At 57.9% G+C, this 20831-nt stretch carries 19 protein-coding genes; 11 read left to right on the top strand and 8 right to left on the bottom strand.

The window, feature by feature from the left end; translation table 11 throughout:
• Positions 1 to 91 precede the first annotated feature (91 nt).
• On the top strand, positions 92 to 376 hold the full coding sequence (locus QA644_RS21400; protein ID WP_283074090.1) for a hypothetical protein: 285 nt from the start codon (positions 92 to 94) through the stop codon (positions 374 to 376).
• A gap of 213 nt (positions 377 to 589) precedes the next feature.
• Here QA644_RS21400 and QA644_RS21395 read toward each other — a convergent pair whose 3' ends face one another.
• Positions 590 to 1489 carry a LysR family transcriptional regulator gene (locus tag QA644_RS21395; protein WP_283073265.1) on the bottom strand — a complete coding sequence of 300 codons (900 nt, stop codon included), beginning with the start codon at positions 1487 to 1489 and terminating at the stop codon, positions 590 to 592.
• Positions 1490 to 1608: 119 nt separating this feature from the next.
• On the opposite strand from QA644_RS21395, the gene QA644_RS21390 reads away from it, so the two are divergent.
• The 7 genes from QA644_RS21390 to QA644_RS21360 all read left to right on the top strand — a co-directional run bounded on the left by QA644_RS21390 (position 1609) and on the right by QA644_RS21360 (position 9065).
• Complete coding sequence (locus QA644_RS21390; RefSeq protein WP_283073264.1) at positions 1609 to 2541, top strand: ring-cleaving dioxygenase; 933 nt, start codon at positions 1609 to 1611, stop codon at positions 2539 to 2541.
• 107 nt (positions 2542 to 2648) lie between these two features.
• Positions 2649 to 3338, top strand: coding sequence for a hydrolase (locus QA644_RS21385; protein ID WP_283073263.1), 690 nt, complete (start codon positions 2649 to 2651; stop codon positions 3336 to 3338).
• A 70-nt stretch (positions 3339 to 3408) separates the two neighbouring features.
• Entirely contained in the window at positions 3409 to 3699 is a 291-nt protein-coding gene (locus tag QA644_RS21380; protein ID WP_283073262.1) for a XapX domain-containing protein, read from the top strand.
• Entirely contained in the window at positions 3699 to 5681 is a 1983-nt protein-coding gene (locus QA644_RS21375; RefSeq protein WP_283073261.1) for an amidohydrolase, read from the top strand. Before QA644_RS21380 ends, QA644_RS21375 begins: the two co-directional genes overlap by 1 nt.
• A 207-nt stretch (positions 5682 to 5888) precedes the next feature.
• Positions 5889 to 6329, top strand: coding sequence for a DoxX family protein (locus QA644_RS21370; RefSeq protein ID WP_239603704.1), 441 nt, complete (start codon positions 5889 to 5891; stop codon positions 6327 to 6329).
• On the top strand, positions 6326 to 7921 hold the full coding sequence (locus tag QA644_RS21365; RefSeq protein WP_283073260.1) for an MFS transporter: 1596 nt from the start codon (positions 6326 to 6328) through the stop codon (positions 7919 to 7921). The genes QA644_RS21370 and QA644_RS21365 overlap by 4 nt, the downstream gene beginning before the upstream one ends.
• A 163-nt stretch (positions 7922 to 8084) precedes the next feature.
• Positions 8085 to 9065, top strand: coding sequence for an alpha/beta hydrolase (locus tag QA644_RS21360; RefSeq protein WP_283073259.1), 981 nt, complete (start codon positions 8085 to 8087; stop codon positions 9063 to 9065).
• A gap of 168 nt (positions 9066 to 9233) precedes the next feature.
• Here the strand turns inward: QA644_RS21360 and QA644_RS21355 are convergent, their stop codons facing one another.
• The gene (locus QA644_RS21355) at positions 9234 to 10139 is read right to left on the bottom strand and encodes an AraC family transcriptional regulator (protein WP_283073258.1); all 906 of its coding nucleotides are present in this window, start codon (positions 10137 to 10139) and stop codon (positions 9234 to 9236) included.
• Positions 10140 to 10429: 290 nt separating this feature from the next.
• Between QA644_RS21355 and QA644_RS21350 the strand changes: the two genes are divergently transcribed.
• Positions 10430 to 11263: an AraC family transcriptional regulator gene (locus QA644_RS21350; protein WP_283073979.1), complete on the top strand. Its 834-nt coding sequence runs from the start codon at positions 10430 to 10432 to the stop codon at positions 11261 to 11263.
• A 497-nt stretch (positions 11264 to 11760) separates the two neighbouring features.
• On the opposite strand, the gene QA644_RS21345 is transcribed toward QA644_RS21350, so the two are convergent.
• From QA644_RS21345 to QA644_RS21330, 4 genes are read right to left on the bottom strand one after another with little or no spacing between them, the layout of a single operon-like run.
• Positions 11761 to 13284, bottom strand: coding sequence for an adenylate/guanylate cyclase domain-containing protein (locus QA644_RS21345; RefSeq protein WP_283073257.1), 1524 nt, complete (start codon positions 13282 to 13284; stop codon positions 11761 to 11763).
• 35 nt (positions 13285 to 13319) lie between these two features.
• Complete coding sequence (locus QA644_RS21340) at positions 13320 to 13685, bottom strand: response regulator (protein ID WP_283073256.1); 366 nt, start codon at positions 13683 to 13685, stop codon at positions 13320 to 13322.
• Between the two features lie 14 nt (positions 13686 to 13699).
• Positions 13700 to 16372, bottom strand: coding sequence for a response regulator (locus tag QA644_RS21335; protein WP_283073255.1), 2673 nt, complete (start codon positions 16370 to 16372; stop codon positions 13700 to 13702).
• Positions 16373 to 16410: 38 nt separating this feature from the next.
• Complete coding sequence (locus tag QA644_RS21330) at positions 16411 to 17157, bottom strand: DUF3365 domain-containing protein (protein ID WP_283073254.1); 747 nt, start codon at positions 17155 to 17157, stop codon at positions 16411 to 16413.
• A 306-nt stretch (positions 17158 to 17463) separates the two neighbouring features.
• On the opposite strand from QA644_RS21330, the gene QA644_RS21325 reads away from it, so the two are divergent.
• Positions 17464 to 17619 (top strand): hypothetical protein, encoded by a 156-nt coding sequence (locus tag QA644_RS21325; protein ID WP_283073253.1) that lies wholly within the window; start codon positions 17464 to 17466, stop codon positions 17617 to 17619.
• A 581-nt stretch (positions 17620 to 18200) separates the two neighbouring features.
• Here QA644_RS21325 and QA644_RS21320 read toward each other — a convergent pair.
• Positions 18201 to 18632 carry an Lrp/AsnC family transcriptional regulator gene (locus QA644_RS21320; protein ID WP_283073252.1) on the bottom strand — a complete coding sequence of 144 codons (432 nt, stop codon included), beginning with the start codon at positions 18630 to 18632 and terminating at the stop codon, positions 18201 to 18203.
• 139 nt (positions 18633 to 18771) lie between these two features.
• Between QA644_RS21320 and QA644_RS21315 the strand changes: the two genes are divergently transcribed.
• The gene (locus QA644_RS21315) at positions 18772 to 19875 is read left to right on the top strand and encodes a saccharopine dehydrogenase family protein (protein ID WP_283073251.1); all 1104 of its coding nucleotides are present in this window, start codon (positions 18772 to 18774) and stop codon (positions 19873 to 19875) included.
• A 331-nt stretch (positions 19876 to 20206) separates the two neighbouring features.
• On the opposite strand, the gene QA644_RS21310 is transcribed toward QA644_RS21315, so the two are convergent.
• A complete protein-coding gene (locus QA644_RS21310; RefSeq protein ID WP_194730297.1) occupies positions 20207 to 20668 on the bottom strand; it encodes an NUDIX domain-containing protein in 462 nt (153 codons plus the stop codon).
• Between the last annotated feature and the right edge of the window lie 163 nt (positions 20669 to 20831).

Genomic DNA, 20831 nt, shown 5'->3' with positions numbered 1-20831 from the left:
TGTTCCATTTGACCGACGCGATTACCGCTGACGTGAGATCATTCTCCTGGACACAACAAAATTCACGAACGCAGCCCGTGGTGATCGCTCGATGACCCGCACAATGATGCGGAACGTAAGTCGGGGCAGCAAGATTGGTGATCTAGAGCGCATCCACTTTAATCGGGGTCATATCCGCAGCAGCGAAGTAATTCGCGCATTCCTGCGCCTCGAAGAGTTTGATGATGTCGCCGACAGTCTTCCAGAGAGCGTCGACGGATCGCTCAGCTTTGGCCCGAAGAAGCGCCTTGAGCTTAGAGAAGGCGTGTCGCGTGTCGAGGGAAATGCGAAGAAGCTGGTCGCAGTTAAGGGTAAGAGCGCAAAGATCAAACGCTAAGAATCTCTTCGGCAGGTTTGCCGCCGGCATGGCTCCGGAGACGGTGGACAGAAGCTATCGGCCGCGCAGTCCTTCGCCTTGAAAGGGATCGAACTGACGGCCCGTGATGGGATGCGGCAAAACCTCTATCCAAAACCTGGCGCCCAGGATGCTGTAATATTGTCTTAAAAGGCTTTTGTAATAGCAGCGGAGTCCACTTTATCACGGCGAAGGTCATTCCATCGCCGTCATAAACGCCGGTACTTGTTGTTCGAAGAATTTCGAAAACGAGGCAATGCGCGGTGGCAGCGCCTGGTATGGGGGGTAATATAGGGTCAGCCACAAGTCCGGCGGCGACCAGTTCCGCAGGACATGGACCAGCCTTCCGGTGCGCAGTTGCTCGGCTACGTGGAACTTCGGCAGCATGGCGACACCCGCCCCGTCGGCAGCCATACTTGCGAGGACTTCGCCGCTGTTGGCGCTAAACGCGCGCCCTGCTGAGATGTTGGTACTGCCACTGCCGTCCGACAACGTCCAGTTCTCCCGCTTGCTCTCGCCGCTGTATGCAAGGCAGTCGTCAGGGGTCAGCTCGCTGGGATGCTTCATGTTTGCGAATCGGCTCCCTGGAGCGGCGACGAGGATACGGCGCACGAAACTGATCTTCCGCCAGATTGTGAACTTGTCGGACGGTGCAGCCGAGATGCGGATAGCGAGGTCGTAGTCATCGTCGATGATGTTCACGAGACCGTCCGCGAGGGAGATTTCAAAGCTGATCTTGGGAAATCGCTCCTGGAAGCTTGAAAGGATGGGAGGAAGCACCTGCTGGCCGAACCAGGTCGGCGCGCTGATCCGCAGCCGACCGTGATCGGCCTTGTGCGTGTTCATCACGTCCTTGCGGGCATTCTCCAGCGCAGCCATCGCTGGCTGGATCTGCGCAGCGTAGATCGCCCCGTCGGTGGTCAGCGACACCTGACGCGTGGTCCGGACAAAGAGCTGCACCCCAAGGTCTTCCTCCAAGGCGGCGATCGCTCTGGTGACCGCTGCGGGCGTCATGTCCAGTTCGCGCGCGACTTGCGCAAAGTTTCGCTTCTCGGCAGCCAGAAGAAAGGTCCTCAGAGCCTTATAGTCGTTCATCTATTATTTCATCCCGGACAATTCACTCGCAAGTTTTATTGCAATTCCGACCGCTGATCAACTAGCGTAGATTTTTAATCACACCACACGAACAACGCAGCGACGGAAAGACAAGCATCATGATCAAAGATATCAAGGGACTGCATCACATCACGTCCATGGCATCGGAAGCCCGCCGGAACAACGCCTTCTTCACTGAGACCCTGGGCATGCGCCGGGTCAAGAAGACCGTGAACTTTGACGACCCGGCTGTCTATCACCTCTACTACGGCGATGAGAACGGCACTCCTGGCACGGTCGTGACCTACTTTCCATTCCCTGACGCGATGCGCGGCCGGGCCGGCGTTGGCGAAGTCAGCGAGACACAGTTCGCCGTCCCGGAAGGCTCGCTCTCCTTCTGGCAGGATCGCCTGACCGCGAAAGATACGAACCTCCTCGAAGCAGATAAAACCTTCGGCGCCAACCGCCTGCGCTTTATCGGTCCGGATGGTGAAGGTCTTGCCCTGATCGAAACGGCCGGCGACGTCCGTACAGCGTGGAATGGTGCCGGAATTGATGACAGCGTCGCCATCCGGGGCTTCTCCGGGGCACGGTTTCGTCTCCACGACACGGCTGCCACCGCCGAGCTGCTCGAGTTCATGGGCTACCAGCGCACTGAAACCGAAGGTGCCGTCACCCGGTTCGTTATCCCCGGTGGCAATGGTGCCGACACGATCGACCTTGAGGCCCTTCCACAGACGCCCTTCGCAAGGCAGGGCGCAGGTTCGGTTCACCACATCGCCTTCGCTGTCGAGAATCGCGCAAAACAGCTTGAAGTCCGCAAGGCGCTGATGGATACGGGTTACCAGGTCACCCCGGTCATCGACCGCGACTACTTCTGGGCGATCTACTTCCGCACCCCCGGCGGCGTGCTGTTCGAAATCGCCACCAACGAACCCGGTTTCAACCGCGACGAAGACACAGCGCACCTTGGCGAGGCCCTGAAGTTACCGGGCCGCTACGAGCCTTACCGTGCCCAAATCGAGGCCGAGCTTGCGCCACTTGCGGCCTAATGTTCCAGCCAGGTCGCTTTCCGACAATCCAGCGTCCCAACGTTCAAGACGCGCAGCGATCCCTGCCCCATTTGCTATCTTCAATCCAACTAGAAGGAAAACACGAGATGTCTAATAAGCTTCAGGTCCTGACCCCGCTAAACAGCCAGATCATCTTCATCGACCAGCAGCCCCAGATGGCCTTCGGCGTCCAGTCGATCGATCGCCAGACTTTGAAGAACAACGTCGTGGGCCTTGCCAAAGCAGCCAGGATCTTCAACATCCCGACCACGATCACCACCGTCGAGACCGACTCTTTCTCGGGCAACACCTTCCCCGAACTGCTCGCCGTCGTCCCCGACAACGACATTCTCGAGCGCACCTCGATGAACTCCTGGGACGATCAGAACGTCCGCGATGCACTTGCCAAGAACGCCGCCAACGGCCGCAAGAAGATCGTCGTCGCTGGTCTCTGGACCGAGGTCTGCAACACGACGTTCGCCCTCTCCTGCATGAACGATACCGACTATGAAATCTACATGGTCGCGGATGCCTCCGGCGGCACGTCTGTCGATGCGCACAAATACGCCATGGACCGCATGGTGCAGGCGGGTGTCGTTCCGGTCACCTGGCAGCAGGTCCTGCTGGAATGGCAGCGCGACTGGGCCCGCAAGGAAACCTACGAGGCGGTTACCTCTCTGGTGAAGGAGCATTCCGGTGCTTACGGCATGGGTATCGATTATGCCGTCACCCACGTTCACGGCGGCTCCGAGCGGGTCAGCCACGGCAGGCGCATCGGCCCCAATCCGGCCAAGTAAACCCGGCATCGCTCCGGCAGGACGCCACCTGCCGGAGCGATTGCTTCCTCCAAAGCGAAGGGTCTCCTCCATGAAAATCTATCTCCTGTCACTCGGTGCCGGCCTGCTGGTGGGCGTGATCTACAGCCTGCTCAATGTCCGTTCGCCCGCCCCGCCTGTCGTCGCTCTCATCGGTTTGCTTGGGATCCTCGTCGGCGAGCAGCTCGTGCCGCTGGCAAAAAGCATCTGGACTCGCGAGCCTGCTGCCCTTTCCTGGCTTCATCAGGTAAAGCCGCACATGTTCGGCCACCTCCCGCAAGGCGGTCCGAACGTGGTGGAGGTGACCTCCCCCCGCGAACATCCAACCTCGGGGAAAAGCTGATGACGACGCGCCGCACCTTCCTGGGCGCAGCTTCGAGCCTCGCCTTTTCAAATCTGTTTTCTACGGCCCATGCCGCCGATCCCGTCAAGACCGGAGTCGCTCCAATGTATGCAGATATCGTCCTTCATCATGGATTGATCACCACGCTCGACCGCACCAACCCGAATGCCACGGCGATCGCCATCAAGGATGGCTTGTTCATGGAAGTGGGCAGCGACAGCGAGATCATGGCGCTTGCCGGACCGAATACAAAGGTGATCGATCTAAAGGGCAAACGTGTGCTGCCCGGCCTGATCGACAACCACACCCACGTCGTGCGTGGCGGTCTCAACTACAATATGGAACTGCGTTGGGATGGCATCCGCAGCCTTGCCGACGCCATGGACATGCTGAAGCGGCAGGTGGCGATCACGCCAGCCCCGCAATGGGTGCGGGTCGTGGGCGGTTTCACTGAACATCAGTTTGTCGAAAAGCGCCTGCCGACGATCGAAGAGATCAACGCGATCGCGCCGGATACTCCGGTTTTCCTGCTCCATCTCTATGACCGGGCGCTCCTGAACGGCGCCGCACTTCGTGCCGTCGGTTACACCCGCGATACGCCGAATCCGCCGGGCGGGGAAATTACCCGCGATACCAATGGCAACCCGACTGGCATGCTGCTGGCAAAGCCGAATGCCGGCGTTCTTTATTCGACGCTCGCCAAGGGGCCGAAACTGCCGTTCGACTACCAGGTCAATTCCACCCGCCATTTCATGCGCGAGCTGAACCGGCTCGGCGTCACCGGCGTCATTGATGCCGGGGGCGGTTACCAGAACTACCCGGACGACTATGCGGTGATCCAGAAGCTGTCGGATGAAAATCAGCTGACTGTCCGGCTTGCCTACAATCTCTTCACGCAGAAGCCGAAGGAGGAGAAGCAGGACTTCCTCAACTGGACGCAGACGGTCAAATACAAGCAGGGCAACGATTATTTCCGTCACAACGGTGCCGGCGAAATGCTGGTCTTCTCCGCCGCCGATTTCGAGGATTTTCGCCAGCCGCGCCCGGACATGGCCCCGGAAATGGAAGAGGACCTTGAGGGTGTTGTGCGCATTCTCGCCGAGAACCGTTGGCCCTGGCGTCTTCACGCTACCTATGACGAAACGATCAGCCGCGCGCTCGACGTCTTCGAGAAGGTCAACAAGGACATCCCGCTCGAAGGCCTGAACTGGTTCTTCGATCATGCCGAGACCATTTCCGATCGCTCGATCGACCGCATCGCGGCCCTTGGCGGCGGCATCGCCACGCAGCATCGCATGGCCTATCAGGGCGAATATTTCGTCGAGCGATACGGCCACGGGGTCGCCGAGGCGACGCCGCCGATCAGGCGCATACTCGACAAGGGTGTCAACGTTTCGGCCGGAACGGACGCGACGCGCGTCGCTTCCTACAATCCTTGGGTCTCGCTTTCCTGGATGGTGACTGGCAAGACCATCGGCGGCATGCAGCTTTATCCGCGTTCCAATTGCCTCGACCGTGAAACGGCGCTGCGCATGTGGACTGAAAAGGTTACATGGTTCTCGAACGAGGAAGGCAAGAAGGGCCGCATCGAAAAGGGCCAGTTCGCTGACTTGATCGTGCCCGACAAGGACTTCCTCTCCTGCGCCGAGGACGAGATCTCCTTCCTCACCTCCGCCCTAACCATGGTCGGCGGCAAGATCGTCTACGGCGCCGGCGACTTCAAGACGCTGGACGAAAACGCCGTGCCACCCGCCATGCCGGACTGGTCGCCGGTGCGCAAGTTCGGCGGTTATGCCGGCTGGGGCGAACCGGAAGGGGCTGGTCGCCATTCCCTGCGTCGTACTGCCATCGCCTCCTGTGGCTGTGCCAGCGATTGCGGCGTACATGGTCACGACCATGCCAGCGCCTGGACATCGAAACTGCCGATAGCCGACCTCAAAGGCTTCTTCGGAGCTCTCGGTTGCTCGTGCTGGGCGGTGTGAAGCGACGCCCGCATCGTGCTCAGCGAATGGAATGGGTAGCGGATTGCGCTGCCCGTTCGACCTACGAGCGCAGATTTATTGCGATAATCGCAATTAATTCAAAACTGTTGATGCAATTGTTGGCGGCAATCTTTCCGGCCAATATCGCTCCACAAGCCGAAACAGTGCCGCTCGGTTCGACCGGCCAACACTACAGGAGCAGACATGATTGATCATTCTTCGTCCACGGGCCGCCTAAGCGCGCTTCTCGCGGGTGCCGTCGCGGCGCCGGCAACGCGGTCCCTAGCGCTTCTTGCTCTCTGCGCCGCCTACATCCAGGGTCCGCTAACCAAGATCTTCGACTTTAACGGCGCCATTGCCGAAATGGAGCATTTCGGGCTTCACCCGACATCGTTCTTCGCCGTTGCCGTCATTGTCTTCGAGCTTGCGGCCTCCGCCATGGTGGTTTCCGGCTTCGGGCGCTGGGCGGGTGCTCTGGCTCTCGCCGGTTTCACCTTTCTCGCGACCCTCGTTGCGCTTCGATTCTGGGAAATGCCTTCCGGGGTGGATCGCATGATGGCGACGAATGCCTTCTTCGAACATCTCGGTCTCGCTGGCGCGTTCGTGATCGTAGCAACAATCGATATCGCCAAGGGAACGAGCAAATGAGCGTCACAAAATCCTCCGGTAGCTTCGCACCGCTCCGTCAACCCGTCTTCGCGGTGCTATGGGCGGCTACGGTTCTGGGCAACACCGGCAGTTTCATGCGCGACGTCGCCAGCTCTTGGCTGATGACGGATCTTTCCGCTGCCCCTGCGGCCGTCGCCATGGTGCAGGCGGCCGGCACGCTGCCGATCTTCCTATTGGCAATCCCGGCAGGCGTTCTCTCGGACATCCTCGATCGTCGTAAGTTCCTGATTGCCGTGCAGATCCTGCTTGCCTCGGTCAGTCTCACGTTGATGGCTCTTGCCCATACAGGATTGCTTACGATCAGTTCACTGATCGGACTGACCTTCCTTGGCGGTATCGGTGCGGCGCTCATGGGACCGACATGGCAGGCGGTTGTGCCCGAACTCGTGCCTCGCGAAGATGTGAAGAGTGCCGTCGCTCTGAATTCGCTGGGCATCAATATTGCGCGCTCAATCGGTCCTGCGGCTGGTGGCTTGCTGCTTGCCGCTTTTGGTGCCGCCGTTACCTACGGCGTCGACGTTGCGACGTACGTCCTCGTCATCGCGGCGTTGATCTGGTGGCCGCGCGCCAAGGATGCCAACGACGCGTTGTCGGAAGGGTTTTTCGGCGCCTTCCGGGCAGGACTGCGTTACACCCGCGCCAGCCCGACGCTTCATGTCGTGCTGCTTCGAGCGACGATCTTCTTTGCGTTCGCCAGTGCTGTCTGGGCGCTGCTTCCGTTGGTCGCGCGCCAACTCCTGGGCGGTGACGCCAGCTTCTACGGCATCCTTCTCGGCGCTGTCGGTGCAGGTGCAATCGGCGGCGCGCTCGTCATGCCGCGGCTGCGGCAGCGTTTCGATGCCGACGGCCTGCAACTCGGATCTGCGCTCGTGACGGCGTTGGTCATGGCGGCACTGTCGCTGGCTCCACCGCAATGGCTGGCGGTCGTTATCCTTCTGTTCCTCGGTGCAGCATGGATCACCGCCCTCACCACTCTCAACGGCGCCGCGCAAGCGATCCTGCCGAACTGGGTGCGGGGGCGGGGCCTTGCCGTCTATCTGACTGTCTTCAACGGTGCGATGACGGCCGGCAGTCTCGGCTGGGGTGCTGTCGGCGAAGTTGCTGGCGTGTCGGGCACATTGGTGATCGGTGCGGGCGGACTGCTCGTGGCTGGACTGATCATGCACCGTATCAAGCTGCCGTCGGGCGATGCCGATCTGGTCCCGTCAAACCACTGGCCCGAACCACTCGTCGCAGAACCGGTTCCGCATGATCGAGGCCCGGTCCTGATCCTGATCGAATACAATGTCGAAAAACATCATCGCACCGCCTTCCTGCATGCGCTGGACAAAATGTCCCACGAGCGGCGGCGTGACGGTGCCTACGGATGGGGTGTGACGGAAGACTCTGCCGATCCGCAAAAGATCGTCGAATGGTTCATGGTGGAATCCTGGGCTGAACATCTCCGACAGCACAAGCGGGTATCGAACGCCGACGCCGATCTTCAAGGTCAGCTGCTTGCCTATCATTCAGGGACGGACAAGCCTGTCGTCCGGCATTTCCTGGCAATCAACCGGCCCGGTGCGGCTTAAGATGGCCAGTAGAGAGCGGCCGGGCCGCACCCTCCATTGGTGCGAAAATCGCAATTAAATCGAAACTATTGGTGCAATTGTCGGCATTGGCTCTCGACGGCAATATCTCGGCAACAGACGAACACAGCCTCAGGGCACAAGACAGGGATCGCAGGACGCGAAAATGACTGAGAACTACCCTTCCATCACGCGCCGCGGCGCATTGCTTTCCGGAGCTGCCGCCGCCGCGGCCATGGTGCTCCCCTCATCGTTCGGCTTTGCGGCCAACATTGCTTCTACCACAATCTCAATTAACGGAGACAACACAATGGGCTACATCACCACCAAGGACGGCGTCGAAATCTTCTATAAGGATTGGGGTCCGAAGGATGCCCAGCCGATCGTCTTCCACCATGGCTGGCCGCTCTCGTCGGACGATTGGGACGCACAGATGCTGTTCTTCCTATCCAAGGGCTATCGCGTCGTCGCCCATGACCGACGCGGTCACGGACGCTCCGCGCAGGTCGCAGACGGTCACGATATGGACCACTATGCCGCCGACGCCTTCGCTCTCGTTGAAGCCCTCGACCTGAAGAACGCCGTTCATATCGGGCACTCGACAGGTGGCGGCGAGGTCGCCCGTTATGTCGCAAAATACGGTCAGCCTTCCAGCCGCGTCGCCAAGGCTGTTCTGGTCTCCGCCGTACCGCCGCTGATGCTGAAGACCAAGACAAATCCGGGCGGCCTTCCGATGGAAGTCTTCGACGGCATTCGCAAGGGCGTTGCCGAAAACCGCGCGCAGCTCTTCGTCGACTTTCCCACCGGTCCATTCTACGGATTCAACCGTCCCGACGCTAAGGTTTATCCTGGCGTCATCCAGAATTGGTGGCGGCAGGGCATGATGGGCAGCGCCAAGGCCCATTACGATGGGATCAAGGCCTTCTCGGAGACCGACCAGACGGAAGACCTGAAGGCAATCACCGTTCCGACCCTCGTCATGCACGGCGACGACGACCAGGTCGTGCCGATCGACAACACCGGCAGGCTGTCCGTGAAGCTGGTGCAGAACGGTACTCTCAAAATCTACAAGGGTTATCCGCACGGCATGCTGACAACCCATGCCGATGTCCTGAACGCCGATCTCTTGAAGTTCGTCGAGGCCTGATTAGTAAGTCCGGGTGCGGCTGTTAGCGTCGCATCCGGATTCGCGGGAAACAATCCCATCCAAAATGGTCCTCGTCAGAACATTCCTAGGCTTCTTCCTCAAAGCCGAGATCGACGGGAATGGACGTGGGAAAGATCGTAGCGCAGCGCCGCTCGATCGTGAAATCTGTTAGTGCCGGTTGCGTGAACGCCACTCCCGCGGAGTGACTCCCACGGCCTTCGTGAAGGTCTCGACGAATGTGTTCTCATCCGCAAAACCGCACGTTTCAGCCACTTGGGCGATGGTCTCACCGGTCCGGCTCAGTTGTGATTGGGCCTTATTCATCCGACACGCCGAAATCCATTCGAGAACGGACTGCCCAGTCGTATTCAAGAAGCCGGAACGGAGCTCATCCGATGAAAAACCGGTCGCGTCGGCAATCTTATCGACCGGTATGTTGCCCGATAAGTTCGCAGCTATGTACGTCTTGATACGCTTTTCCTGCATAGGAGACAGCTGACCGCTGGCCAACAGGCGCTGGGCGGGCGATCGTCCGTAACGATGCGCGAGATGGGCGTTTAACGCCAACCCGATATGCGGAAGCAGCGTATCCCTCACCTCTTCCGGCATATCGAACATCGGCATCAGTGCTCCACCAATATTGCGGATCACCTGATCGTCAACCCCGCGACAGGTCGCAAGGTCATCGACGCGAGGTTCTCCTGCGTCCTTCGCCAGCTCGGCAAAATGCGAGCTCGGGATATGAAACGCAAGGACCTCAAAACGACCGCGAATGGAGATTGCGGCTCCATCCTTCAGGCCGATTAGACAAATCGAGCCCCTGGGATACCTCTTGAAAGGTGCCGGAGGTCGGTCTGGCCAGATGTCGCAATGGTCGACATCGACGAGATAAAGCATGACCAGGAAGGCGTCATCGGCCGGAAGGAAGACAGGATGCTCGCCGTCTTCATAGGAGTGGTCAAGATGAACGACAGAGAGCTTCGCCTCGCGAAGAGGCCTGATCGCCAGCGCCCTCGCTGCCTCGACACCAAAACATGCCGCAATTCTCTCACTGGCCGCCAACGTTTCACTCACATGTGTCTCGATCATCCGGGCTGGGGACTGTATAGCCGTCCGCTGAGATGCCACGCCTTGAAGGTTCCTATACACCTTTCAAACGTCTATCTTGAACAAAAGCATCCTCGTCGAAGAGATTCGGCGACCTACCAGAAGTCGGCGCGGAAGGCCTGAGCCACCAAAGTGGGTCAGAACCCAGCTCCAGCGTCTCAAAATGAAAGCTGTGCGTCTTGGTTCCTATTTCCGATCGTCACATCAAATCACCCGCTGGACCGGCGACGGATGGTTTTGGATGTCCTCTGAAGCAGTTGTCGATCAACCAGGCTCTGGCAGGATCGGATATCGCGGTCTTCCGCAAGGGAACGAGCGTCATGCAGCTCGATCAGGTCAAGACATCGGCAAGCGATCGAGGTTTCGTTGTCGGCGTATCTTCGCTCGGTGGCCATACGCGGCGCATCTATCATCAACATCATGCGACCAACCACGATTTTACGGAAAACTCGATCTATATCCGCGATCTCTCCGAAGGCTACAAGGCAGATCTTAGCGGTCCTTTCGATTTCCTTCTGCTTGAAATTTCGCCTGCGTCTCTCATCAGGATTGCCGAAGGCGCCGAACTTCCCGGTGTGACGTCGCTGGCAGCCGAAACCGCTTCAAAAGATATCGTGCTTGCCAATCTTGCTCGCGCGTTGATCCCGGCACTCGAAAAACCCGAGGAAGCAAGCGCGCTGTTCGTCGACCAAATGGCGACTGCCATCGGGACCTATCTGGTCCAACGCTATGGCGGTCGGCCCATCGCAGCCTCCAACAGATCACGAAGCCTGTCGCGTTCGCATGAGCATCTGGCGAAAAGTCTGCTTCTCGAAAACCTCGACGGCAACATCTCGATTTCGGAGGTCGCGAAGGTTTGCAACCTGTCTCGAGGCTATTTCATTCGCGCTTTTCGGGAAACGACCGGGATGACACCATATCAATGGCTTCTCAGCGAGCGGGTAAATCGCGCCCGGGAGTTGCTTCGGGCCTCGAACGCGCCGCTTGCAGAGGTGGCCATCGCCTGCGGCTTCGCGGATCAGAGCCATTTCACGCGGGTTTTTTCGAGTATCGCCGGCCTGACGCCTGGCAATTGGCGCCGAAACTCCTGAGTTAATATTTTGGGCTCTGTGGATGCGATGCAGTTGCAGCTGTCCTTTGAACCGGTCTCACATAATTTTGCCTATCCACATTCAAGGCAAATCGAGCAACTTTGAGAATCTACGCCAAGTGCATCATGCCGGATTGCGGGGTCGGCATCAGTCACCCGGATTTAGTCTTGCAAGGGCGCGCTCCCGCCGCGCAGTGACGGCGTTTCCACGCTATCGGGAGCTGCTACGCCAAATAGGTGAGTTTACACCCCGGCTCCGGAGCTTACGGTTCGCAGCGGGATTTGCCATTTATGCCCCCATGTTTTTCTTGATCGCAACGGTTGTCATAAAGCGTATAGGGAAGCCTGATACGCATTTCGTCCACAGCGTGATGGGGATGTGCGTCTCATCAGCACGCATTTCGGCGTCTACACGGCTTGAAACAGCAACCACGAACCGTTGTGCACCAGCCGTCGTTCTTTGCAACAGAGACGCATGGAGCACGGCGACAGGATGTGTTATTCCAAAAGGTAGGTTGTGCATCTCCCGATGCCGCGAATATTGATGATTTCCCGGCGGGCGGGCATCCGCCCTTCGCCAATTGCATCGAACGTCGCTTGCGATATCTGAATTTGACCTGGTGCGCCGCAAGACTCCATGCGACTTGCAACATTCACCGTATGTCCCCAGACATCATAGACAAAGCGTTTCCGACCGATTAGGCCAGCGATGACCGGCCCGCTATGAATGCCAATCCGCAAGGTGAGCGCTGATCCATCATCGACTCGTCCAGACATTTCGGCCAGCAGTGCCTTGGCGAATGCAACGCCGGCGACGGCGTGATCCACGCGAGGGTCCAGTAGTCCCGACGCGGCCATATAGGCATCACCGATCGTCTTGATCTTTTCGATGCCATATTGATCAGCAAGTTCGTCGAAACGACTAAACAGGTCTCCCAGTCTCCGGACTAGCGCTGCAGCCGGCGTTCGCGCTGCAAATTCCGTGAAGTTGACGATGTCGGCGAAAATAATAGTCACCATATCGATGCGATCGGCGATCACTTCCTCTCCGTCCGCAAGCCGCTTCACCACCTGCTTCGGAAGAATCGCATGAAGCAGGGCGTTTGCCCGCTCCTTCTCGAATTCTATCTGCGCCAGATATTGCTTTTCGCGCGTTCGCCAACGACGACGCTCGAGGCAGGCGGCAATGCGGGCTTTGAACAGGACGGGATTGATTGGTTTGCGGAGATAGTCCTCGGCCCCCGCCTCAATGCAACGGGCAACGGCGTCGTCATCCTTCAGGCCGGAAATCATCACGACCGGGATCTCGCGAAAGTGTCGGTCCGATTTAAGCTGGCCGAGAAGCTCTATACCGTTCATGTCCGGCATCAGGATATCGGCCAATACGAGGTCGAATTCCTGCTGATCGAAGATACGAATCGCCTCTTCGCCGGAGCTTGCCGCTACGACGGTGTGTCCATCGCGGCGGAGCCGTCTGGACAGGAGATCGCGATTTGACGCCGTGTCGTCGACGATGAGGATACGTCCTGCGCGTTCCGTGACGGCCGAAGAGCGGGTCGCCATTGTCCTAGCCAGATCGGCGGCAATCGTTCCATCGAATTTAGGCTGAAATTCCTGATCCGCATCAGGAGGCGACCCATCAAGTGTTTCGTCAATCTGCGCAAGCAAATTGCGGCTTTCACGAATGACCTTCGACACATCCTCCAGCAGACGCGCCGGCAAGGTATCGGCGAAGTCCTCGATCAACATCTCGGAATAGCCGAGGATGGCATTCAGGGGCGTTCTGAGATCATGCCGTAAAAGCCTATCGAGCGAGGGGGCATTCCCACTCTCCAGCGTTTCGATGTCGAGAAGCCGCTTGATCAATGTATTCAGCTCCCGGGCGGCGCTCAATATCCTTTCAAGGTCCGGCAAAGCATCACTGGGTCCCGCTTCACGCACCTCTTCCGTAATCAGTTCCTGATAGCCCAGAATGGCCTGGGCCGGATCGACGATGTTTTGGGCGATTCTGGCGATATACATCCGATGCCCGATGTCCCGAGATTGAGCCACGATCGTTACCCTCCGGTCAAACGGGCGATCTTGTCGAGCAGACCCGGTAGTTCGATCGGTTTGGTGTCGTAGTCGTCACAACCGGCCTCGATTGCCTTTTCACGATCGCCGGCCATGGCATGGGCGGTAAGTGCGATCACCGGTATGGCAGCAGTGTTGGGATTTCTTTTGATCCGCTTCGTTGCTTCCCAGCCGTCGATGACAGGAAGGCTCATATCCATCAGAACCAAGTCCGGCTTCGTGGTCACGGCCGCCTCGACGCCGGCGAGCCCGTCCGTTGCGCTGACAACTTCGTAACCACGTTTCTCCAAGCGGCGGGTGAGCATATCGCGGTTCATCTCATTGTCCTCGACAAGAAGAATCTTGACCATCCGAACATCTCTCCTCACGCCTCTTCCTTTTGCGGAAGATGCCGCTTTAAAGCTGCAATTAGATCGGTGCGACCTTTGGTTCCTTTTCTGACTACTTCATTCGCGCGAACGCCCAACCAATCCAGCTCTTCTCGCGTCAAATCTTTCGAAGTGACGATAACGACTGGGATATCTGCCAAGTCGCGCCTGTCTTTGATCGCCTGAAGTAGCGTGAAACCGTCCATGTTCGGCATCATCAGGTCGAGAACCATAATCGTCGGCCGTCCGGCCTCGAGTTGTTCAAGACCATGGCGACCGTCGGCCGCCTCCCGAACCCGCCAACCCTCGCGGACGAGCACCCTGCGGAAAAGATCGCGGGTTGCGGGGTCGTCATCAACGATAAGCACATCATGGCGTGCTTCGCCGGCGACTGCGTTTAGGGTATCGACGAGTTGCTGAGGGTCGATCGGCTTGATCAGATGGTCCACGGCACCGAAGGCCAGGCCCATCTCGCGATCGGCGACAACCGTCGCGAGGATGACGGGAATATCGCAGATCGCCTTGTCCGACTTGATTTCACGCAGAACGGACCAACCGTCTTGACCCGGCATGATCACGTCAAGGACGATTGCGTCCGGGTGCAATCTACGGATTTTTGCCAAGCCCTCCTCTCCACCCGTCGCCTCGATCACGGTAAAGCCTGCGCCGCGAACGGCGTCGGAGACGAAATTGCGAGCCCGCGCCTCATCATCAATCACGAGAACTGTTGGATGCGCGCTCGCACTGTCCAAGGTATCGATTTGCGGCGCATTTTCCTGGGCGATATCTGTTTTGGTGATCGCAGGGATTGTGAAGCGGAAGGTCGAGCCCTTTCCGAATTCGCTCTCGACGGAAATGGCACCACCCATCATCTTGACGAAATGCTGCGTGATGGTCAGACCGAGGCCGGTCCCGCCGTAATTGCGCGTCGTCGACGAATCCACCTGTACGAATGCATGGAACAGCTTTTGCTGCTGCTCCTTCGTCATGCCGATTCCACTATCACTGACGGCAAATTCGAGCCATTCACCAACTCCGTCCTCGTAACGCCGCACCGCAAGCTTAATCTCGCCGTTCTCCGTAAATTTGGCGGCATTTGAGAGAAGATTAAACAGATTTTGCCGCAACTTGGTCTTATCGGTCTCGATCTGATCCTGCTCGACGGAGGCACTCACCATCAGACGGTTGCCCTTCTTTGCGATCAACGGCGCTACGGTATTTTGAACGTCGGCAAGAAGCTGTCTTAGACTGAGGCGCTCGATGTAAAGCTCCATCTTGCCCGCCTCAATCTTGGAGAGATCGAGAACGTCGTTGATGAGCGCCAGGAGATGGCGTCCCGAGCCCTCGATCTTATTGAGATCCTCAATGAATCCGGTCTGTCCGAGATCGCTGGCATCCTCGATGAGCATTTCGCTATAACCGATTATCGCATTCAACGGAGTGCGCAGCTCGTGGCTCATGGAGGCGAGGAAACGGCTCTTTTCTTCGCTGGCGACCTCTGCGCCACGCCTTGCCTCCTCCAGCTCCGCCTGTCGGTTCTTCAAATCCGAAATATCCGTGTAGACCGCCACGGTGCCGCCCTCCGGCGTCTTTCGCTTGGCAATGCGCAGCCATGTTCCATTGGCGAATTGCCGCTCGATCATGCCCTGCGGCTGGCGGTGACGCTGCATGGCCTCAGCGACCCAACTCTCAATGCTGCCGCTTCCGATATCGGTCGTGCCGCGTTCTGCCTGCGCACGAACGATATCTTCAAAGGCCCTTCCAGGCGTCATCAGGTCCGCAGTCTCCGGAAACAGTTGAAGATAGCGTTGGTTGACCAAAACCAGCCGGTCGTCCGCGTCAAAAAACGCGAACCCATCGGGAATGGTCTCGATCGCTGTCATCACCGTATTGCGCTGGCGCTCGGCAACCGCTTCAAGCTCTCGACGCTCGGCCTGGCTGTCACGCAGCAATCGCAACGTCTTTGAAAGTTTTCCGAATTCATCGCTGCCTTCTGGCGGCAGTTCGACATCCTCCTGCCCCCTCGTCAACTGCGTCATCGCCCTGTCGATCCGGCCGAGCGGCACCAGGATGGAGCGCAGCACCAGCCAGGTCATCAGAATGCAGGCCAATGTCGTCACGCCGGCTGCGATCAGAGCTCGTATATAGGTGTTGCGCGCCGTCGCATCGGCAGCGTCGCGCGCCAGATCGGCTTCGTTCTCGAGACGCTGTTCGAGTGACATAAGCACGGAATCGATTTGATCGCTATAGCTTCTGGCGGCCGCCAGCCGGGAGTTGCCTATGACCCTGTTGTCATTGGTGTAGGCGTCAACGGCCTCCATCGCCTTTTCAAAGTAGGCGTTCGAACCTTGTAGGATCGTGTTCGCTTCATCGGGCGCGAAGACCTTGATGCGGGCCAGATCTTGTTCCAGCGCTTTGCGGGCTTCTTGCGCGCGCCGTTCCGAGAGGGTCAACAGGCTGACCGATAGATCCGTCAGCCAATAGCGGACCTCGCCAAAATGGCGATGCGCCTTGGCAGCATCGTCGAACATATGGAAGCGCGCATTCGCCTCCTCAACACGCCCCTGATTTTCACGCAAATCATGCGCCATGAAGGCGACGCTAAGGAGCAGCGCGCCCAAAAGCGCGGCCGAAAGGCAGATAAGGCGAAGCGGAATCTTTCGATCCATCAAGCGGCCGATCCGCATTGGAATGGTAACGGAGGCTCTCATTTGAACAGCGTGATGCTGATCGCACCGGCCAAATCGCCTTCAGCTTTACCCTCCTTCGGGTAGCCCGTTACATCGACCTCGCCTTTGGGTCCTCCGTGACACGTCAGGCAGGATGCCGAGTAATATTCAGGGATCAGCATGCGAAAAGACTGGCGGCTGTCCACCTCCACCTCCTCGGTAAACGATTTGCCTTTTGGCCAATCGGGAGACAGAAAATTGCTCTCTATGACGCGCTGCTCCCAATCATCCGGCCGCGCCTTGCGATTGCGGATCAGCTCTTCCGGCGCCGTCACCTTCATCTTCGCCTTGTCGCCGACCTTTTCCTCGAAACGTTCATTGACCAACCGGCCGAAGGTCGAGGGAATGAACCCCTTGAAGCCTACACCCTTCATATCGATCATGCTTTGATGTTCGTCGACAACTTCCTTTATCGCGGCGACCTGCGCATCGAACAATTGCTTATCGAGAGGGTTGAAATTCTGATCCGATACGGAATCGCCCTTGCGCTGGGCAAAGATCTGCAACGCTTCGTTGACGACACGCTGGCCCGTGAGATCCTTTTTTCCTAGGGATTCGTCGTTGATAAGCTTTTGATGACCCGAGATGACAGTCCGGCTGGCGCGCAATAATGTAGCGAGCCGTTCACCTGTAGTGATGTCATCTTCGTCGGCAACAACAAAGCCCGCCAAAACACAGATCGCGGCCCATGCCAAAAAGACACCATATATCAGGCCACGCCGCATGTTGAGCCTCGTCGTATAGTAGCCGCGCTGCGATAATATCAGTTTGTGCTAAAATTCAAAAGTCATTAGTAAAAGTCAGTGACGCCTAAGACCCCTTTCAGGTCGCGACGACGATGCATATTGCGCCAAGTCGTCAGCCTGCTTCCACGGAGAATATACGGCGCTATCGTTTGCCCTGCGACTCGCTCCGAGACGGGCCAAAATCGGGGGTGAAAACGAAGGCCCGGACCATTTCAACAGGCTATCCCGAAAAAACCTGTCGTTCCTTCTCCGAGACGAAAAGGGGCGGGTGGCGCCTGGGAGGTCGTGCAATTTTCAACGGTGTTCGGCGCCGGCCGCGACTATTGGACCGTCGCCAGAACCGGATCGGATGTCCACCACATGGTGGACGATTACGAATATCTGGTCCGGATTGCCTTGCCGAAGGCCGATATCATTTCTCTAGCGCAGGCCGCCGAGTAAGCATCAAGTGGCGGAAAGCACGACTGCTGCCGGTAATCGTTGCCAAACCTTCTCGTCTGGATTTCGTCTTGGTCTTCGCGCGAAACACCCGAAGAATGTGGTTGGCAGTGGGCTCACGGTTGCGTCGATGACCGGCACTTGCCACGAGCCCCTGCCCTTCCTGCGCGCCCTCACTCGCGCTCAAAAGATGACTACGTTCGCCCAGCAACAAGAAATGCCGGCTCGTTGGATGGGTGAACTCGGCCGAGAAAGTTGCGAAAGCGCGAGACCACCTCGTCTAGGTTGGTCTCCATCATCGACAACCCGCTCCGCATGAGGTTGTCGCTCATGTCTTAGGGCCAAACTGTTGCAGATGTCTCCGGGCCGGACACCCTTTAAGGGGAGTTCGAACCGAAGATCCGCCGCAAATGTTTTGAGCAGATCTGCTGTGCTCAGCGATCATCAGAGCGGGAGCTCAAGACGTTCAAGCTCGCGGACTTCCTGTGCGACGACGGCGAAACCTTTGCCCGCCACGCGGCGAAGACGTCCCTACTTTCGATATTTTCCGGGCGCTGGCGAATAAAGGCGACGCTCTGGCATTTTCATCGTGCGATGCGGGTCGAGAGAATAATGGAGGAGAGCGTTCGTTCAACGCCGTCAATTGTTCCGATCTGGTCGATCAACTGATCGAGTTCGGCGATCGATGGCGCTGTAATGATTGCGATCAGGTCAAACGAACCACTTACTGAATGAAGCGTCGTCACCTCCTGGATCTTGTCAAGGGACGAGGTGACCTGCGAAAGCGCTTTAGGAGCGATGGTAATCAGGACATGCGCCCGCACCAGACCGGCCGTGTAGCGCTCCGACAACCTCAATCCATAGCCCGCGATCACACCTTCCCGCTCCAATCGTTCAAGCCGTGCTTGGACCGTCGTCCGAGACAGCGATAGCCGCTTGGCAAGCGTCGCCACCGGCAGGCGGGCATTCTCCGCCAGCAAAGCCAGCAGGTCGCGATCCTTCTCTGTGATTTGCATCGTTCCCACCCTACATTTCGCTCAACTGAGTCGTCATTTCGCCTAGTATTATACAGCGAAATGCTCGTTTCATAGCTATGATTCGACCTTGCGTTGACATCATCTACGTTCATCGAAGGCAAACGACCAGGGGACGTCAATGAAGGAAATCGTGATCATCGGAGCAGGCAAGATAGGTGGCGCGGTCGCCGCAATGCTTGCAGCGACAGGCGATTATCGCGTTACGGTGGCCGACCGTAGCGAGACGCAGTTTTCAAAGATCGATCGTCACCTCGGGATTTGCACGGTCGTCCTCGACATTTCAGACCGCGAGAGTCTTGTCACTGTTCTTAAGGGAAAGTTCGCCGTGCTTTCCGCTGCACCCTTTGATCTTACGGGATTGGTGGCTGAGGCTGCCCTCGAAGCCGGCGTACATTATCTCGACCTGACGGAGGACGTGGCAACGACTAAAAAGGTGGAGGCGTTGGCCAAAGGCGCACGGACGGCTTTCATCCCACAATGCGGATTGGCGCCCGGTTTCATCTCCATCGTCGCCAACGATCTGGCAAAGCGCTTCGACAGTCTGGACAGTGTTCGCATGCGGGTTGGAGCGCTTCCGCAATATCCTTCCAACGCGCTGAACTACAATCTGACTTGGAGCACCGATGGGCTGATCAATGAATATATCGAGCCTTGCGAGGCAATCGTCGAAGGAAAGCTGGTGAGCGTGCCGGCGCTGGAGGAGCGGGAAGAGTTTTCGCTCGACGGTGTAACCTATGAAGCCTTCAACACCTCCGGAGGTTTGGGAACCCTCGCCAAGACGCTGGAAGGGAAGGTACGCACGATGAATTACCGCACGATTCGGTATCCCGGGCATCAGGCGATCATCAAGGCGTTGCTCAACGACCTCAATCTAAAGAACCGGCGTGACGTGTTGAAGGATCTGTTCGAGAACGCCCTGCCGGCTACCATGCAAGACGTCGTGGTTATTTTCGTCACTGTCTGCGGCTGGCGCGAGGGCCGCTACATGCAGGAGACTTATGCCAACAAGGTCTATGCTGGGACCGTTGGAGGGAAGAAGATGAGTGCCATCCAGATCACCACCGCAGCCGGCATTGCCACCGTTCTCGACCTTTTGTCGCATGGTAAGTTGCCCACCAAGGGCTTCGTCCGCCAAGAGGAAGTCGATCTTACAACTCTCCTGAACAACCGTTTCGGGCAGGTCTACAATCCGGACGCAATCAAGGTGAAAGAAGCTGTCTGAAATCCTGGAACATGAGGTCCCGGCTGCTCCAAAGGGCCGCGCTTTTGGTTTGCACCGGCGCAGTCTGTTTGAAGAGCCGTTGAACATTGATTGACCGGATTAAGCTCCTGTTTGCTGAAGATGCAGTGAAGAGCCATGCCAATTGAAGCATAGGGCCTTCAACGCCGCAGCGAAGACGAGAAAGAAATCGACGCCGTCCGTTCGCTCCGCGCCACGGACGGGACAAGGCGTGCGAAGTGCGAGCGAGGGGTGCGCTTCTGCCGTTCGCCAAATGGTCACGCACAATGCTCGCCTTGTCCCTGTTGGCTCGAGCCGGTGGAAAGCCGCCCAGCTAGGGTTGCCGGCGTGCTGCAAAAGCGAGAAGCACCTGTTGCTGACCTTTCAATATCTTGTGTTCGGCTTCGTCAAGACGGAACCATCCGGCTCGATCAACCTCTGGAAACGCCCTCATTTTCCCTGATCTCGGAGGCCATTCGATCTGAAATGTGTTGCTGACGATTGCGTCGGCGGCGATATCGGCCTCTATTGACCATACAAGCACGACTTTACCTCCGGGCTGCCGGTATTCGCCGAGCCAGTTGAAGTTGCCTTCGATTTTGGACCCCACCTCCTCGAACACCTCCCGTTTCGCAGCCTCCAGCGCATCCTCACCTTGGTCCATAAGGCCCTTCGGGATCGACCAGGCGCCTTCGTCCTTCTGCGCCCAGAACGGCCCACCCGGATGGACCAGAAACACTTCCAGATATCCGGCGGTCTGCCGGAATATCAAAAGGCCTGCGCTACGTTTCGGCATGACAAGAGCCTCCTTGGGAGGCAGGAACGAATAGCTCCTACTCTACAAGATCCGAGTATACGGCGTTTGAAACTCCGCCGTTGCAGTTTGACGAATATCATAGTTTCCCTCCGCCATCGTCCTAAGCTCCTGTCACCAGGCCACCATTTCAATCCAGCCGGAG

This window comes from Rhizobium sp. CC1099 (assembly GCF_029714385.1).
GTDB lineage: Bacteria > Pseudomonadota > Alphaproteobacteria > Rhizobiales > Rhizobiaceae > Rhizobium.
Note: the sequence above shows the minus strand (reverse complement) of the source record. Positions and strands in the feature narration are given on the sequence as shown.